Origin of the sequence: Methanocella sp. MCL-LM (genome assembly GCF_049676595.1) — an archaeon.
Classification (GTDB): domain Archaea; phylum Halobacteriota; class Methanocellia; order Methanocellales; family Methanocellaceae; genus Methanocella_A.
Window position 1 is genome coordinate 1,528,181 of the sequence record NZ_CP187259.1, and the last position, 15,028, is coordinate 1,543,208.

At 40.2% G+C, this 15,028-nt stretch carries 17 protein-coding genes; 6 read left to right on the forward strand and 11 right to left on the reverse strand.

What is annotated here, in order from left to right:
* Nucleotides 1–46: 46 nt before the first annotated feature.
* The 9 genes from ACPLPM_RS07655 to ACPLPM_RS07695 form a co-directional block, all read right to left on the reverse strand.
* The gene (locus ACPLPM_RS07655; protein WP_424359655.1) at nt 47–148 is read right to left on the reverse strand and encodes a hypothetical protein; all 102 of its coding nucleotides are present in this window, start codon (nt 146–148) and stop codon (nt 47–49) included.
* A gap of 127 nt (nt 149–275) precedes the next feature.
* The gene (locus ACPLPM_RS07660; RefSeq protein ID WP_424359656.1) at nt 276–713 is read right to left on the reverse strand and encodes a hypothetical protein; all 438 of its coding nucleotides are present in this window, start codon (nt 711–713) and stop codon (nt 276–278) included.
* Nucleotides 714–1,244, reverse strand: a complete 531-nt coding sequence (locus tag ACPLPM_RS07665) for a nucleotidyltransferase domain-containing protein (protein ID WP_424359657.1) — start codon at nt 1,242–1,244, stop codon at nt 714–716.
* 148 nt (nt 1,245–1,392) lie between these two features.
* A complete protein-coding gene (locus tag ACPLPM_RS07670; RefSeq protein ID WP_424360050.1) occupies nt 1,393–1,941 on the reverse strand; it encodes a peroxiredoxin in 549 nt (182 codons plus the stop codon).
* A 284-nt stretch (nt 1,942–2,225) separates the two neighbouring features.
* Nucleotides 2,226–2,558 carry an HNH endonuclease gene (locus ACPLPM_RS07675; protein WP_424359658.1) on the reverse strand — a complete coding sequence of 111 codons (333 nt, stop codon included), beginning with the start codon at nt 2,556–2,558 and terminating at the stop codon, nt 2,226–2,228.
* Between the two features lie 523 nt (nt 2,559–3,081).
* Nucleotides 3,082–3,231, reverse strand: a complete 150-nt coding sequence (locus tag ACPLPM_RS07680; RefSeq protein WP_424359659.1) for a hypothetical protein — start codon at nt 3,229–3,231, stop codon at nt 3,082–3,084.
* Between the two features lie 67 nt (nt 3,232–3,298).
* Nucleotides 3,299–3,883 carry a hypothetical protein gene (locus ACPLPM_RS07685; protein WP_424359660.1) on the reverse strand — a complete coding sequence of 195 codons (585 nt, stop codon included), beginning with the start codon at nt 3,881–3,883 and terminating at the stop codon, nt 3,299–3,301.
* A 12-nt stretch (nt 3,884–3,895) separates the two neighbouring features.
* Nucleotides 3,896–5,287 (reverse strand): AAA family ATPase, encoded by a 1,392-nt coding sequence (locus tag ACPLPM_RS07690; protein ID WP_424359661.1) that lies wholly within the window; start codon nt 5,285–5,287, stop codon nt 3,896–3,898.
* Nucleotides 5,288–5,443: 156 nt separating this feature from the next.
* Complete coding sequence (locus ACPLPM_RS07695) at nt 5,444–6,136, reverse strand: uracil-DNA glycosylase family protein (RefSeq protein WP_424359662.1); 693 nt, start codon at nt 6,134–6,136, stop codon at nt 5,444–5,446.
* Nucleotides 6,137–6,189: 53 nt separating this feature from the next.
* On the opposite strand from ACPLPM_RS07695, the gene ACPLPM_RS07700 reads away from it, so the two are divergent.
* The 3 genes from ACPLPM_RS07700 to ACPLPM_RS07710 all read left to right on the forward strand — a co-directional run bounded on the left by ACPLPM_RS07700 (nt 6,190) and on the right by ACPLPM_RS07710 (nt 9,813).
* Nucleotides 6,190–6,768 (forward strand): hypothetical protein, encoded by a 579-nt coding sequence (locus tag ACPLPM_RS07700; protein ID WP_424359663.1) that lies wholly within the window; start codon nt 6,190–6,192, stop codon nt 6,766–6,768.
* 294 nt (nt 6,769–7,062) lie between these two features.
* Entirely contained in the window at nt 7,063–8,112 is a 1,050-nt protein-coding gene (locus ACPLPM_RS07705) for an SIR2 family protein (RefSeq protein WP_424359664.1), read from the forward strand.
* A 6-nt stretch (nt 8,113–8,118) separates the two neighbouring features.
* Nucleotides 8,119–9,813: an ATP-binding protein gene (locus ACPLPM_RS07710; protein ID WP_424359665.1), complete on the forward strand. Its 1,695-nt coding sequence runs from the start codon at nt 8,119–8,121 to the stop codon at nt 9,811–9,813.
* On the opposite strand, the gene ACPLPM_RS07715 is transcribed toward ACPLPM_RS07710, so the two are convergent.
* Nucleotides 9,810–11,138, reverse strand: a complete 1,329-nt coding sequence (locus ACPLPM_RS07715) for a restriction endonuclease (RefSeq protein ID WP_424359666.1) — start codon at nt 11,136–11,138, stop codon at nt 9,810–9,812. The genes ACPLPM_RS07710 and ACPLPM_RS07715 overlap by 4 nt on opposite strands.
* 239 nt (nt 11,139–11,377) lie before the next feature.
* The gene (locus ACPLPM_RS07720) at nt 11,378–12,310 is read right to left on the reverse strand and encodes a tetratricopeptide repeat protein (RefSeq protein WP_424359667.1); all 933 of its coding nucleotides are present in this window, start codon (nt 12,308–12,310) and stop codon (nt 11,378–11,380) included.
* A gap of 802 nt (nt 12,311–13,112) precedes the next feature.
* Here ACPLPM_RS07720 and ACPLPM_RS07725 point away from each other — a divergent pair.
* The 3 genes from ACPLPM_RS07725 to ACPLPM_RS07735 all read left to right on the forward strand — a co-directional run bounded on the left by ACPLPM_RS07725 (nt 13,113) and on the right by ACPLPM_RS07735 (nt 14,659).
* Complete coding sequence (locus tag ACPLPM_RS07725; RefSeq protein WP_424359668.1) at nt 13,113–13,391, forward strand: tetratricopeptide repeat protein; 279 nt, start codon at nt 13,113–13,115, stop codon at nt 13,389–13,391.
* A gap of 211 nt (nt 13,392–13,602) precedes the next feature.
* Nucleotides 13,603–14,208 carry a nucleotidyltransferase domain-containing protein gene (locus tag ACPLPM_RS07730; protein WP_424359669.1) on the forward strand — a complete coding sequence of 202 codons (606 nt, stop codon included), beginning with the start codon at nt 13,603–13,605 and terminating at the stop codon, nt 14,206–14,208.
* Nucleotide 14,209: 1 nt separating this feature from the next.
* Nucleotides 14,210–14,659 (forward strand): hypothetical protein, encoded by a 450-nt coding sequence (locus ACPLPM_RS07735; RefSeq protein WP_424359670.1) that lies wholly within the window; start codon nt 14,210–14,212, stop codon nt 14,657–14,659.
* Nucleotides 14,660–15,028: the final 369 nt, after the last annotated feature.

Consider the following 15,028-nt stretch of genomic DNA (forward strand, 5'->3'; position numbering starts at 1 on the left):
GGCAACCAGAGATTTGCTATATCTATGCAGCGATATAAAATAATTCTTATACAGTAACATCAATATAAGTAACCTGAGTTGTTGGCTCCGGAATAGCGATGTTTTCCTCTTTCAGCCCTTCGAGATGAAATTCTATAGCCTCTTTCATCTTATGTTTCGTCTCATCCGTAGTATGGCCGGTAGCAATAACCCCGGGCAAATCCGGGCAATATGCCGACTAGTTATCCTTCGTCTTCTCAATGATTACTGCGTACTTCGCCATCGTCTATCCTCGTTTAATATTTCAAGTTATTATCAAAGATATTTTGTGTCAACTGCACAAATTTCCCGGCTATCTCAAGGGCTTTAGTAGTCTCTTCCATACTAGTCGAGTTTGCTCTGTACGTTATGTCGTTTCTGATGATCCTATAGCGGTCGAAAGCTCTTACAAACTTTTCTTCAAAATGCTCTTTCTGCTCATCGTTAAGATACGCAACATTAGCTTCATGGGAAAACGGCTTATAGCCTTCCGTAATCATCAGTGCATGGACACATTCTCGCATGACTTCGTAGGCATCTTCGAAAATAAAGGGCGCTGTATCTTGATTTATCTCCTGCGAGCGGATGAAGCCGAGCCTTTTGGTTGCCCTGGCGAGGATGTTTTTAGCAGTATTCCTATCTTTAGACCCCTGCCGGACCATCTCCATTTCGACATAATACTGGAAAGGCTTCATTTACATCACCTCCAGGTACCCATGAAGGACAATTCCGTTTGCCAGGCTGTTGATAAATCCTGCATCGACATCCCTCATTTTCTTGATTAAGTGAATGCTTATCTTCCGCCTGAGCTTATCCTCAAACGAATACGTTTCCGGAATGTCGTCCTTCTCCGTTACGATGGCAAGATCGATATCGCTTTGCGCGGTGTCCTCGCCTCTAGCATAGCTTCCGAAAAGTACGATACATTCGGGTATGCCATAATGGTCTGTCAAGTATTTGACCAGGCCGCAAGAGTGGAGTGAAAATAAGTTCATCGAACGCTTCCATGCAAGGAAGATGTCGTTATCATAGTTGCCCCGGTATTCTACGACGATCGGCGTAGGCTCTCTGATAAGCAGGCCCTCCTTCTCCAGCGCTTCGAGGATCTTCTTTGCCCCGGGCGGGGACAAATCCGCACGACGAGCTACTTCCCTTACATGTAGCCGTATCGCCGGACCGTCGAAGAAGAGCTTCAGTACCCTCTGCCTGTTACCTTCAGTTAACACGTGTAAACATTTGTTTACACGTGTTATTAATAGTTAACGCAATCTTCTCAAATGCCCTGTCTTGACGTTTCTCCATTACCTCCGGGACCTCTCCGACCTCAAAGAGCCCGGACGGGTTGGGGAAGTCTCAGCTGTAGCCCTCCAGAACTCACCCCGGAGTGATCGTCTCCTCCCCCGGCTCCCAGCTGGGCGGGCAGACTTTGCCCTGGTTCTCCCTCACGAACTTTGCGGCCTCCAGCTTGCGGAGCAGCTCTTTCGTGCTTCTGCCGAAGCTATTGTCGTTCATCTCTATCACTTTTACGTAACCATCAGGATCTACGATGAAGGTCGCCCGGTACGAAAGGCCATCCGTCTCGTTCAACGTGCCGAAGGCCCGGCAGATGTTGCCCGTGGTATCAGCGATCATGGGATACTGGATCGCCTGTAGCTGGGGTGTGGAGTTGTGCCATGCCTTGTGCACGTATGCCGAGTCCCGGCTGACGCTGAACACTTCTGCGCCGAGCTGTGTGAAGTTAGTGTAATATGTGGCCATCTCTTCGAGCTCCTTCGGGCAGACGAAGGTGAAGTCCGCCGGGTAGAAGACGAAGACCATCCATTTGCCGCGGTAATCTGCGGTGTTGATCTTTGTGATGTTGCCTTGGTGGTAGGCGTCGGCCTGAAAATCGGGGATTTTATCGTTAATCTTTAATGCTGGAATTTGTAGTGTTTCTAATCCAGTGCTGGTCGCCAGGTTTACTGGGGTTGCTGCGCTTGCCGATAGTGGCAGACTGATCAAAAGCGAGGCGGTAATAAATATAAAGGCTGTTTGAACTATTATCCTGGTCACTGGCTTCATTGTTCCCACCAGCTAGGATTTCTTGTGTTATTTTTAAAATACTTGGCAGGATTAACAACAGAGAATGAATGGGGGTACAAGGTGTATGACTAGCACAATTATAGTCAATTTTCTCGAATATTGATTTCTATATGGTATACAGGTAATTATGTCCGAAATTTATCTTGTTGTGTTTTCTTCTCATGACATTCAGGGCATAGTGCTTCCCCGTTTTCAACAGTTGTTTTACCACCTGTAGAATATGGGATTATATGATCGAATACAATTGCTCTTGGATCTAATCGTTTATGACAAATATAGCATCTACTATCTTGTCTGGCTAGGATTTCATTCTTTTCTAATTTACTAAAAGACTTTCTTGGGTCAAGAGTAATAGTGCGTGTATTACCTTTATCTGATTCATCTTCTTCAAAAATCTTTTTTGCAAATTCTCTTATTCTCCAACCGAATTCCCTGTCTTCCTTCTTTTTACCAGCCATTATTCCACCTACCACGGACATACTACTCGATGATTTTTCACATATCACTGGTCTACGTGTTTGGCTTTTAGAATTTCTCGTGTTTAAACCAACGACACTATAACATCTTAATCCATCAAAGTTGAAATAAAACTAAAAACAAATTAATATGCTTGAATGCTCTTGATATAATAATTATAATAGAAAAATCGATTGGGTGAAGAGCAATTGAAGGTAGCTGCAAACCTGTTGAACTGATACAGTCTTTCCGCCGGGCTCTCGTCGAAGAGATTGTTTATATTAAAACTAAATGCAGAAGAAGTGGTGAAAGATCTCAAAGCAGCTATTAAACTGTGCCTCTTTAAGCCTGACTATCATTATTGCCTGAGTGAAGCACTACTCCATTGAGATGATGGCGCAGGAGCTCAAAAAGCAATTGATAAAGCGATTGAGCTATCCCCTGAGAATGTTAACTATAGAGAATTTAAGGCATCTCTATAACTTGCATAATTTAAACAATTGCTGCAAAAACTGCCTATCAAAATTATATGATATTTTTTTCGTTCTGACTCTTTATATATAGCGCGATTGCACCGACGGTGAGTCCAACGGCAAGCCCAAAGACTGCCAGCTCTAACAACTGATCATCACTCTTTTTATTATCTCTTGCCTGCATCTCCTTTTTAGTCGGCATAATGATCCCTAATTAATTTGTTTGTATATTATATGCTTAGATATATCAATCTATCTCTACTTTATCTTCAGACCTCTGCTATCTTTCTTAACTTATGACCATTCCTGTATAAAGTCTTTTTTGGAGGCATAAATCCAAGTTTTCTATAATCATCCGGTAAAGCTCCATTCCTTAACCATTCAATAGGTTGCTCTTTTAAATTTGTCGGATTTACCCATACAATTACTCTTATTTCTTCGCAAGTTGTTGAAATATTTTTAAAGTGAACTCTTACATGTTCATCTAACGATATTACCGTTTTATCAGTCCTATACGCTAACTCAATAAGGTGAATGTCTTTTAGCACGATTCTTAAAACATTCGCATCCTTTTTAACATACTCAGATGCAGAAATCTTATCTCTTAACTCCTCGTTTTTTGGGCAATTAATCTTGTGGAGTCTCCGTTTTTCTCTCATTGACTTTCGCCATTTTATGGAGTATTCTGAGTCGTGTCGTTTCCATTCTGAACATAACTCCTCCGACATAACTGCATGGTACTCTTTTTTATACACCCATAGTAAAAATTTAATACAATGTTTCGACTGAACGCTCTCTTTATCGCTCGAAGCTGACCCTACACATGCATCGATTATCAACCATTTACCCGACATACTAATGTACTCCTAATCCGATGCATCGAGATATCTGCTATCAGCTTCTAATGCAATGTCGGCAAAGTCTATCGGGCACTCGCCAAAAGCACCTGCTTTATCAAAGCTAGCACTTTTAACAATTGATTCACCATTATTACCCCGGGCAAACCAGTGAAGTTTGACCTTTCTATATGGGATTTTTCCTTCGGCAATCAAAGTTTGAATACCAGTCAATAGTAACATGCTGTGTGTTTCAATAACGACTTTTACTCCTCTGTTTGCTGCTTCTACGATAATATTTGCCATATTGTACTGGGCTTTGGGATGAAGGTGAACTTCCGGTTGTTCAATATATACTAATTGATCTTTTTCTGCAATTAAAAGTGCCACTAATACTGGTAAAGTCTGTCCAATGCCAAATCCCACGTCTGCAATGTTTACCATATCTTTTTCGTCATCACTATCCGTAGATAATCGGTGTACAAGTATCTCTACTTGAGTATCAGTAACTTTGTTTGTATCAATCTTACTTGTTAAGGACAGGTCTGAGAGCCACTCATTTAATTTACTTAAACGCGGATCATTAGCTAACTTCCAGCTGTTTATTATACTGGCAACATAGTTATCTATTGTACCCGGGAATCTTGGACCTACTGCAGTTGTTTTATATGTACGTTCAGTATTAGTCCTCAGGGCTGGTACATGTATGATCCTTGTTATGTAATTTTCAATTACCAATAAGTTTTCAAACCCTAGAAATGGGAAATACTGCTCCGTTATCATTGTTTTTGTTTTTACATCCAGGGTGTTAATCATTAAACCCAAAAAGCATCGTTTTCTCTGTACATTAAACCTGAAACCCAATTTTTCTGTAATATCCTCATCGTACGTATTCTCATTTTTATTGTCTTTGATCATGCTAAAAACACTATTTGAGAATACGTTCAGGAAATCATTTATAATCGGGTATTTATTAATTAGCTCCCGTTCGGACATTTGTCCATTTATCTCGAATTCATTATTCTCGATTTTGTATTTAGTTTCTACCAGCTCAACCGGCTTGTTAGTCCCTTTAGTAAAACTTTCAGAAATTGACTTATCCTCATCAAAATCAATTTTTATAGAAAACTGTTTTGATCTTTTCGGTCCGAATTTAGAAATAAAATTATCTGCCGAGTTAAAATTAACATGGGGTCCACTTATCAATAGGTCTCCCGGATCATATACTTCATCTAAAGTCTGTTTCATCATCAGCAGTGGTTGCATGATGCTTGATTTGCCTGAACTATTTGCTCCAGCAAGGATGGTTAAACTAGATATCTGAATACTGGTTTTATTTAATAACGACTTATATCCGGCTACTGTTATTCCTGTGATACCATTTTTGTGGTTACCCTTATTACCCATAGTATTAGAACCCATACTCTTGCCTAATCTAATCTATTTACTTCCTATAAAACTATTTTTCGCTCATATGGATTTGTGATAGTTTCAGCATAGATTATTGTAATAATGGCTGATCTATTGCGATAATCTTATTGAGGCCCGGTAATCTGCATAAAAAATATCGGATTTTATTCAATTTTGGCCAATTGTTCTAAACAAGCCAATTATCTCCGCTTTTAACATGCTCATCTTCTCATCATCTTTCGGATTCCATGCCCCATTTGCCGCTCCGGACGGGTGTGGCAGGTAGAACACACGAACACCATGAGCACCCGACTCCTTTTCCCACTCCGACACCCAGGCCTTCGCATCATTACCGACACAAATGATGAACTTTGCACCCAGCCCTATTGCATCGGATAATTCCTGCCTCAGCCACTGATCAGCGCACAGTCTGGCGTTTTTGGTCTTGAAGCAAGGTGCCTCTTCAGACTGTTTATCCGTGCAGCATTTGTGGAGATGAGTCCAGTAAACGTTATTGGCCATGATCTCCTTCAGGCACTCGATCTCTGCCGTGTACTGGCCTTCCAGATATTTTCTGTTAAAAGTGGCTAACTGCCCGATGATCCACTGCGGAGGGGCACTTGCAGTCATCAGCTGGTGGTGCCAGCCTTCGGGGGATTTCTGCCTCGCATCCATGTATGGCTCGATAAACGCTGTCGTTGGATCCCGGGAGATGATTATTCCTGTAAAGTGGTTTTGATTCCGGGGCTCGGGTATGCCGACAATTGGGATGTCATTCCTTGTCTTGAACTCGCATTTTTGGGGGCAAGAGGGTTTAGTGGTGACGTTTTGAGCGTTAGAGATAAAATCGGTAAATTGCATAAGGGGAAATATAGTATGGTTTATTTATTATAACTATTGTTATCTATCTAATAATGCAGATCAATAAGCTTTCGCCCGACACGCCGATTATAGGATTGGAGAACTCAAAGCTCGTCGATTTCTGGGCGTGGGCATACTCTGATGTCCTGGTAAATACGAACCGCTCTGTGCTGGCTGAGTTCATAGTGGGAAGCATGCTCGGAGTTGTAAAACAGCCCCGTGTTGAGTGGGATGTCTGCGATTTATATTATCATGAGAGGAAAATTGAGGTCAAGTGCTCTGCATACCTCCAGAGCTGGCCACAGCAAAAAATTTCGCCGATTGTGTTTGATATCGCGAAGAAGCTGGCAGACAATACCCTGTCTGATATCAATTCTAAAGTCCCCATGCGAATCTCTGATTGTTATGTATTTTGTTTGTTCGTAGCGAAAGATAAGGACTCTGCCAATATCCTTGATATGGGTGCATGGGAATTCTATGTTTTGAATACTGCTACGCTATCAAAAACGATGGGTGACCAAAAAAGCATCCGGCTCTCCCGGTTGTGTCAGATTTCTGAACCTGTAAAAATTGATCGCCTTAAAGAACGGGTCGATACTGAGCTTGGCTTAACCCCGAAAAGTGCTGACTGATGCTTATATTTTTAACTGTTTGTTGGACTACCGTATGGCAAACATAAGTGAAGTCTGCCTGAGGGGAAATTAAAACTATCTATTTGCATGGATAGGCAGCAAATTTGATCTTCGTGATATTGCCATTTTATTAAGCATCAGCCTGGATGTATGGTATCTGATCATTAATTTATATATTTCACATTTCATAATATGCATAGATATAGTAAACTACAGAAAATTTTATTACAAATAGGATTGTAACGTACTTCCAATCGTTGGGTGCATATATATTTTCTTAAGAAGGGGTTAGTGGTGGCTGTTCAATTTAATGAATTATTCCCAAATGCTGATATTAATTTAAGTAACATCGGTTTTATTTTTGGAGCTGGAACTTCAAAAGAAGCCGGGTACCCCATTATGAAAGATTTAACAATCAATGTTATTGATCAGCTGGACTTCCAAGAACGTTGTAGTCTCGAAAAAGTTCTTAAGGATGAACTAATCGATTATGATCTATCTGGTGGTACCCCAGATATTGAAATTATATTGTCACTATTATCTAAAAATCAAAACAATAGAAAGTATTCCGGAATCATTAATTTAGAAAAAACTATAAGAAGTAACATTATTCAGGATTTATTAAATATTAAAGATCCGAATCTAGAACATCATATAAAATTTTTTTCGGCAATAAAAAAAATTTTTAACAACACACATGAGACAATTTGGATATTCACAACAAACTATGATATATTGTTTGAAATGGCTGCAATGGAAGCAAAAATACCTATCTATAATGGGTTTGAAGGTATCTTTAATCGCTATTTTGATATTGAAAGATTTAATTTATCCTATGGTAAAATCGATACACGCTTTAGGCACTTTAACGAACCAAATATTAAATTATATAAACTACATGGTTCATTATCATGGTTTAAACGCAATGGTTCAATAACTGAAATTAGTGATTTCCGATCGCAAAGTAAAGATAGCTTATCACTGATTTTGCCTCGAAAAGAAAAAGTATTGGATACGTTGGATAATCCTTACGATTTATTGTTCACTCATGCTAGTCGAGTGATTGGTGATAAATGTAAGTATCTTGTTAGTTGTGGCTATAGTTACAGAGATCAACATATAAATGATCAATTAATTATCCCGAAATTACGAGAAAATAAGATACAGCTAATTGCTTTATTTGGAGATATGCCCGATTCTATCGACAACTTAACATCGTATAATTCATTTGGGTATGTATCTACTAACATAAAAAAAATTGGTAAAAATCCAATAGTTGAACAATCAAAATGTTGGAAATTTAGTGAATTTGCAAATATGTTTGTGCAAAAAGCGGGTTTGTGAGGTTATATGTCGGAATATAAGATAGGCAAAGTTATCGGGGTTTCTGGTGACAAAATTGATATTCAAGTTTTAAATTTTTCCAGTGAAGATGGGAAAATCACTGGAGTACCTGATTCTATGTGTATTAATGTTGATACGGAAAATGGGCCTCAGCCGTTACTAATTGGACAACCCGGAAGTTTTATAATAATTTCTTTAACTATGGGTAAACTATTATCAATGATTGTTGATATACAAATGAAAGAATTTATACCTCGCACAAAAAAATTAGATATGGACGATGGTATCCCAATAGAATCATCTATAAGAACAATTTCTGCTATTCCGATTGGTACTATTGATTCATCTGGCCGATTCGACAGGGGAACAGATATTTTACCTACTGTAAATAGTGATGTATTTGCGGTACTTAATCAAACATTGGATGGTGTATACGAAAGTTATGCTGAAGGTAACTTCTCAATTGGGAAATTATCTTTAGTACCTGCTCAAGATGCGAAAATAAATCTTGATGCTTTTCTGACGAGACATGCTGCTATCCTAGGGCAAACGGGTGGGGGCAAGTCCTGGACTGTAGCGTCAATTCTTCAAAAGATCGCCCAATTTCCTGATTCTACTATTATCTTATTTGATTTACATGGTGAGTATAAAAACTCATTTGGAGATTATGCAGACTATATCGATGCCTCGGAATTAGAGCTTCCCTATTGGTTAATGAATAGCGAAGAGCTTTTGGGTTTGATGGTTGATCGAACAGAATTTGCTGCTCCAAATCAAATAGCTAAATTTAAAGAATTACTCCAAAAGGCAAAAGAAACGCATGAAGAGAATAAAAGTTTGGGTATTTCCAAAATAACTATTGATACGCCTGTGTTTTTTAATTTTAATGGGATTATAAATGAGTTCAGACGATTGGATGTAGAAATGGTTCAAGGGGTAAAGGGTGAGAAAAAGGGTCCACTAAATGGTGAATTTACAAAATTACTAATGAGGATCGACTCTCGGTTGAATGATAAACGGTATGATTTAATTTTTCATCCTATAAAATTTAATACATCAGCCTCTATGGAAACACTATTTCGAAAAATTATGGGAAAAGAGAATGGTAGAATAAAGAAAGTGGTTATAATTGATTTGAGTTATGTTCCTTATGATGTTAGAAATTCAGTATTATCTTTGATTATGAGATGTTTATTTGATTTTGCTTATTGGTATAAGCGTATTAATCAAAAATCTTATCCAATAGCAATTTTTTGTGATGAAGCCCATATATACTTAAATGATAATGATCCATCGACTGAAGCGGTAAGGAAATCTGCTGAACGAATATCAAAAGAGGGAAGAAAATATGGAATTAGCCTTACTGTAATGAGTCAAAGACCTAGAGAAGTATCTTCAACGATACTGTCTCAGTGTAACACCTTTTTATGTTTAAGAATAACTAACCCTGACGATCAAATTTATGTAAAAAATTTACTTCCTGATTCCATTCAGGGTATAGTCAATATTTTCCCAATATTAAGAAGGGGTGAGTGTATCCTATTAGGTGATTCGGTAATAATGCCAACTCGGATAAAAATTGATCCACCAGAGCCTAAACCTTGTAGTGATGATACATCGTTCTATCGTATATGGGCCTCGGGATATACTGAAGTTGATTTTAAACAGGTATTATCGGCTTGGAGAAAGCAAGAAATCTAATTTTTCATACCTATTATCATTTCTAAGTCAACCTCTGTTGGGAACTCCTCATCGAGAATCCTCGAAGGACTTTCCATCCTTATATTTTTCTCATACCATTCCGATTCTCGATCTAACAAATATTCTAGTTCAATATTTTCAATGTTTATTATCTTCTTTATCTCTTGCGCTAACCTCTTACCATTAATAAGTACAACTGGGTATTTATCGTCAAAAAGTTCTTTCTGAGAATTAACGGAGTATCTTCCAGTAGTCACATATACTCCGATCCATCCCCTTTGAAGCCTTGCCACAACTCTTGCCAATTCTTCGCCATTTATTGACGTATCTGGTTTTACACACTTCGCTTGACCGAGTACCACAATTTTTGTTTTAGATAATCCCCCATCGATATCTAATCTGCTTACGAAGTCGACTCCACCATCCCCTGATTTCTTAGTTACCCATCCTCTGTTACATTTTTCACCAATGATCTTGGTTGCAATAAGGGATGATAGTCCTTCAAAGCTATGTTTTTTCTTATTATAATAATTATAAACATGGTTCAATAAATCAATATCATCATCTGCATTTTGATCTTTAGTATCTACCACAGATCTTTCTGATACCCTTCTCTGTAACCTATTAATGCTCTCATTACCTTGTTTAACCCACTCCTTCCAAGCTCTCGGCGCATATCTTAAAGTTTCTTCAGAGGTTAGGTTAGAATCTCTTCTATCATCGATCCAATCCCAAGAAAATTCTTCATTTTCATTATCAATTTTAAGAATAGCAATCTCAAAAACGAGGTTTGTAAAATACATTGGATTTTGATTATTCTTTTGGATTTCTTTCTGAGTGCGAATAAACATATTGATAGGTATACCATAGCCTTGGAATGATCGATACCCTTTCCTTTCTCCATTCACCAATTCTTGTTTAAACAATAAGATTGGTGGTGCAAATACTCGGTCGTTAGATGAAAAGTAACTTGGAAATAAGTCAACCAAAATTTTATTACCTTCTGATTCAAAAGCTGTCTTAGCGGATGTTTTATTATCCCCATTATAAATCGCGTAGCCATCATCAGGGTTAATAACATCAATCCAAGGTGTGATCTCACTACCCTCTTTAAATGGGTTACTATGAAGAATTATCGCAGGAATTCTTGGCATATCTTTGTTTGGCTCTTTTACTTTTGCATAGCTAAAAATGCCTTTACCGCCAATTCCAACTCCCGTTGAGTGTCTACCCTTTGTTAATCTAATAAAATCCTCAAATTTTGTATCGTTTATTTCTTTTCCGGGATAGTAATACCTAAAAATTTGACCGATTTTAATTTTCATATTAAACTAAGCTATTATTAGATAAGCGATAGATAAACCTAATCATCTTAATAGCACATTTATTTCATAAAAATGAACCTAACTATCCCTTATCTCTGGTTTTGTATTTATATCTCTAATATTACCCTACTCTTGTCTGTAATTTGGAACAAGTTACTAGCATTATTAATCTGCTTCCTTTTTCAACAGATTGTGGCAACTTTTTCATGGTAACCCTATCGTAGCTATTTTGAACCGGATCATTCCCGCTTAGTCGAACCCACCATCCTCTCCCCCTTCTCCGACAGCGGAAACTCCGGCACCAGCTTCTTCGCCCTCCGATACTCCCTCAACGCATCATCCTTCATCCCCTTCTCTAGATACAGATCCCCGATCCCGGCGTGTAGCTCCGCCTCATTCGGCCTCTGCCGTATCGCTTTCTTATACTCGGAAATCGCCTCGTCGACCCTGCCTTTACGATGCAAAACATCCCCGATCCGTTGGTACACATCCGGAGCATTGGGCATGAGTTTCTGCGCAGATTTGTATGCATCCAGCGCCTCGTCCAGCCTGTCGATCGAGAGCAGGAATTCGCCTATGATAAAAGGGATCATCGGATTGTCCGGGTCCGAGGCTCTCGCCTGCGCATATTCCTCGTATCCTTCGGATTCATCCCCTGCCTGGATCAACGTGCTTCCCAGGTTGATCCTGGCCTCAAAATAGTCCGGCTCGGATTCCAGTATCTCCCTGTACACCCCGATGGCCTCATCGTACTTCCCTGCGGCTGCGACTTCTTTGGCCCACTCGTACATTAGCTCATAATCCTCTGGGTCGCTATCGTAGGCGATTTTATACTCCCGGCTGCTATCTTCCTCCCGTCCCATCTTTGTGTAGACGATCGATTTCCAGTAGCGGGCCTCAGTATAGTCTTCATCCAGCTCGATGGCCTTATCGAATTCTTTTAGCGCCTCCTCATATGCGCCATTACGGTACAGCGCCTCTCCAATCAGTCTGTGCGCTTCGACATCATCCGGCTCAAGCTCGCTCATCTTCCTGAATTCCTCGACTGCTCTGCCGTAATTACCCATGTCCATCAAGTCTCTGCCCATCTCAAAGTGCTTATCCAGTTCTAGATCTGTGCTTAAGTCGAATTTCTCTTCTTCAAATGTTGGTGCGCCGGGTTTGGGTGTCATATTAATTTCAAATTACATTCACATAATTTTATAATTTATTGATTAATCCGGACAGTATCTCCGCCGGGTGCTATTAAGCCTCCAGGCTCGCCCCGGGGCCAAGCATGCCAGGCTAATATTTGCGATTGAAGCGATTCCGATCAAAAAATCTTTTGGCATGCCTGGCCCCTTGGCATTCCATGAAAAATAGTTGGTCGGGGAGGTGTTGAGAGGTCGGAGAGGGGGTCGGAGAGGTGCCGGGAGTTCGGGGAGGACACGTTCAAGCTGGGAGGTCAGGGAGGTCAGGAGGTCGGAGAGGAGGTTATGTGAGGTACCCGGAGGTCCGAGAGATTAATTATTTGATAATCATATCTGACCTTTCTGGGGCTATCAGGTACCGTTTACACGAAGTTCTCAAAGTACGCTAAGTACGCGAAGTTAAACTATACGATCGGATTACAGTCAGCCCTTTTATCGAACTTCGCGTACTTCGTGTACCTTGTGTACTTCGTGTAAATGGTACGAGCGCTCATAAGAAAAGTGCAGAATAATGCCCCGTTATCCTCTCAGACCTTTCCACACTCCCAAACCTCCTCTATGGCCTCTCAACCCTCCCCGACCTCCCAGCTTGAAAATCCTCCCCTGCCTCCCGGGAACTCCCCGACCTCCAGGAGTTTTTTATCGGCTTAACTTGAAAAACCTGTTTTCATGAGTCGAGTGCCTGGCGGTATTTTCAACCCTTCCAGTATGCCCGGGCCTTTCTTCTACCCAATCCTACCTTATATATCTCCGAACGACTAACTTCTTGCTTGGGAGTAATCCTATGCAGGGCATACCCCGGGACGATGTACTTAAGCACCTCAAGGCAGGAAGATCCTATCTGGCAGCAGGCCAGATCGATAAGGCTTTACCAGAACTCCAGACCGCCGTTAACCTCGTTCCTGACAGCTACAATGCCCGGATAACCCTGGGGGACCTTTATCAAAAACTGGGCAAGTCCGAAGAGGCTCTGCGTGCATATCATAAGGCTATTAAGCTTGACCCGGGCAATCTTGTTTATCAAAAGTATCTAAAAGATGCAATGGCAGACAGGAATGACTAGTAATATCCCCGAGCCTATTATCTTTCAGATAAAGGTCCCCTTATCTACCACTCCTCAGCCAGCACAAAAATCTGGATTTATTATTTCGGCTCTCTCCTGCCGTTCGTATGTTTCATAATCGGGTGCAATGAGTTTGAAAATATTTTCAAACATTTGAAATATTTTTCAAATGCATAAAGTATATGTAAAACGTTTGAAATATATTTCAAACATGGTCCGACAAATCCCGAAGGACGAAAACAGTTCTCGGCCGAAGAAGTCTGAGTCCGGAACTCCCGGGCCGTACGATCTTAATAGTGAAAACTGGATTAAGATCTTAAAGCTGTACTTCGACGAGCCGACAGTTAAACTTCACATAAGTGAAGTGGCGAGGCGTACGGGGCTGACTCCTCGGGGAGCCCAGTATATCCTAAACTCTCTAAGAAATGATGGGTTATTACATAACGAATCGAATGGTATTGTCAATAATTATTGGGGCAACTACGATAATGAAAAGTTTATGGGATTGAAACGATCGCTAAACCTTAATTCTCTCTATTCTTCCGGTCTGATCTCTACCCTCGAGTCTTTTTATAATAATCCCCGGTGCATCGTACTCTTCGGTAGTTATGCGAGAGGTGAAGATACCCTGAACAGTGACATTGATATTGCTATTGAAACTTTCCAGGGCGACTATCCCGATCTCAGGCAATTCGAAGAGCAATTAAAAAGGCCTATTAGTATCCACCTTATAGAGGACGTAAAAAAGGAAAACGCTAACTTTATCAATAGTCTGGCAAACGGTATTATATTATCAGGTTATTTAAATGTGGTATGATATGATACCTAAACTAATGCCTTTTGACTACTATCTAAGGAACAAGGATGTCGTCAATCGCTCTGCTGACCCGGGGGCTGCCAGATCCATGATCGAAAAAGCAGAAAAGCGTTATAGATTTATAACTACGTTAACTATTGACGAAGACAATGCTACGTTCATCTTTGAAGAAATCTATACTGTGATAAGAGAATGTGCTCAGTGCCTTATGATGGCAGACGGATATAATTCTAAATATTCTCATGAGGCGCCTATTGCTTTTATCAGTGAAAAATATCGTGAATTTGGGGATCAGCTTGCTGCTGAGTTTGATCGGTATAGAAAAAAGCGCAATGATTCGATTTATCGGGATACGTATGCGAGTCTACGGGAGACTACTGAAGCTTTAAAAGTGGCTGAGGAATACATACGTATAACCCGGCTGATATTCGATTCAAAATATCTTAAATAACCTGAATCTATATTCTGATTGCGGTGCCAGAATATCTATATTAGATCAGATTCAATCGGGTTCTACATGTTCTGCACATGCCCCGGCACCTTTTCTCAACGCTCGTCTACGTCAATCGTAGACGCAACGTCTACGCAAGTTATAGACGCAATCTATATATACTATAATTACAATTCTAAGACCCAAGTATGAGGACTATGTGAGTGTCACCCGTGGAAGGGCACTTATATCCGGACTCATCCTGCAAGCCAAAACTTAAAGCGGAAAAAATCGGCGTATACCGGGGCTGATCACCTCGTAGATGCACGTCAGTAAGTATCCTCTTTATCAGGCTTTCACATAGGATGTCTATTCGGCATATGAGCCTTC

Bases quoted from the DNA above. Each gene is read 5' to 3' on its own strand.
- ACPLPM_RS07660 (WP_424359656.1), bottom strand. From the start codon at position 713: ATGAAGCCTTTCCAGTATTATGTCGAAATGGAGATGGTCCGGCAGGGG.
- ACPLPM_RS07655 (WP_424359655.1), bottom strand. From the start codon at position 148: ATGAAAGAGGCTATAGAATTTCATCTCGAAGGGCTGAAAGAGGAAAAC.
- ACPLPM_RS07730 (WP_424359669.1), top strand. From the start codon at position 13,603: ATGGTCCGACAAATCCCGAAGGACGAAAACAGTTCTCGGCCGAAGAAG.
- ACPLPM_RS07680 (WP_424359659.1), bottom strand. From the start codon at position 3,231: ATGCCGACTAAAAAGGAGATGCAGGCAAGAGATAATAAAAAGAGTGAT.
- ACPLPM_RS07695 (WP_424359662.1), bottom strand. From the start codon at position 6,136: ATGCAATTTACCGATTTTATCTCTAACGCTCAAAACGTCACCACTAAA.
- ACPLPM_RS07700 (WP_424359663.1), top strand. From the start codon at position 6,190: ATGCAGATCAATAAGCTTTCGCCCGACACGCCGATTATAGGATTGGAG.
- ACPLPM_RS07725 (WP_424359668.1), top strand. From the start codon at position 13,113: ATGCAGGGCATACCCCGGGACGATGTACTTAAGCACCTCAAGGCAGGA.
- ACPLPM_RS07735 (WP_424359670.1), top strand. From the start codon at position 14,210: ATGATACCTAAACTAATGCCTTTTGACTACTATCTAAGGAACAAGGAT.
- ACPLPM_RS07710 (WP_424359665.1), top strand. From the start codon at position 8,119: ATGTCGGAATATAAGATAGGCAAAGTTATCGGGGTTTCTGGTGACAAA.
- ACPLPM_RS07690 (WP_424359661.1), bottom strand. From the start codon at position 5,287: ATGGGTTCTAATACTATGGGTAATAAGGGTAACCACAAAAATGGTATC.
- ACPLPM_RS07715 (WP_424359666.1), bottom strand. From the start codon at position 11,138: ATGAAAATTAAAATCGGTCAAATTTTTAGGTATTACTATCCCGGAAAA.
- ACPLPM_RS07685 (WP_424359660.1), bottom strand. From the start codon at position 3,883: ATGTCGGGTAAATGGTTGATAATCGATGCATGTGTAGGGTCAGCTTCG.
- ACPLPM_RS07720 (WP_424359667.1), bottom strand. From the start codon at position 12,310: ATGACACCCAAACCCGGCGCACCAACATTTGAAGAAGAGAAATTCGAC.
- ACPLPM_RS07675 (WP_424359658.1), bottom strand. From the start codon at position 2,558: ATGGCTGGTAAAAAGAAGGAAGACAGGGAATTCGGTTGGAGAATAAGA.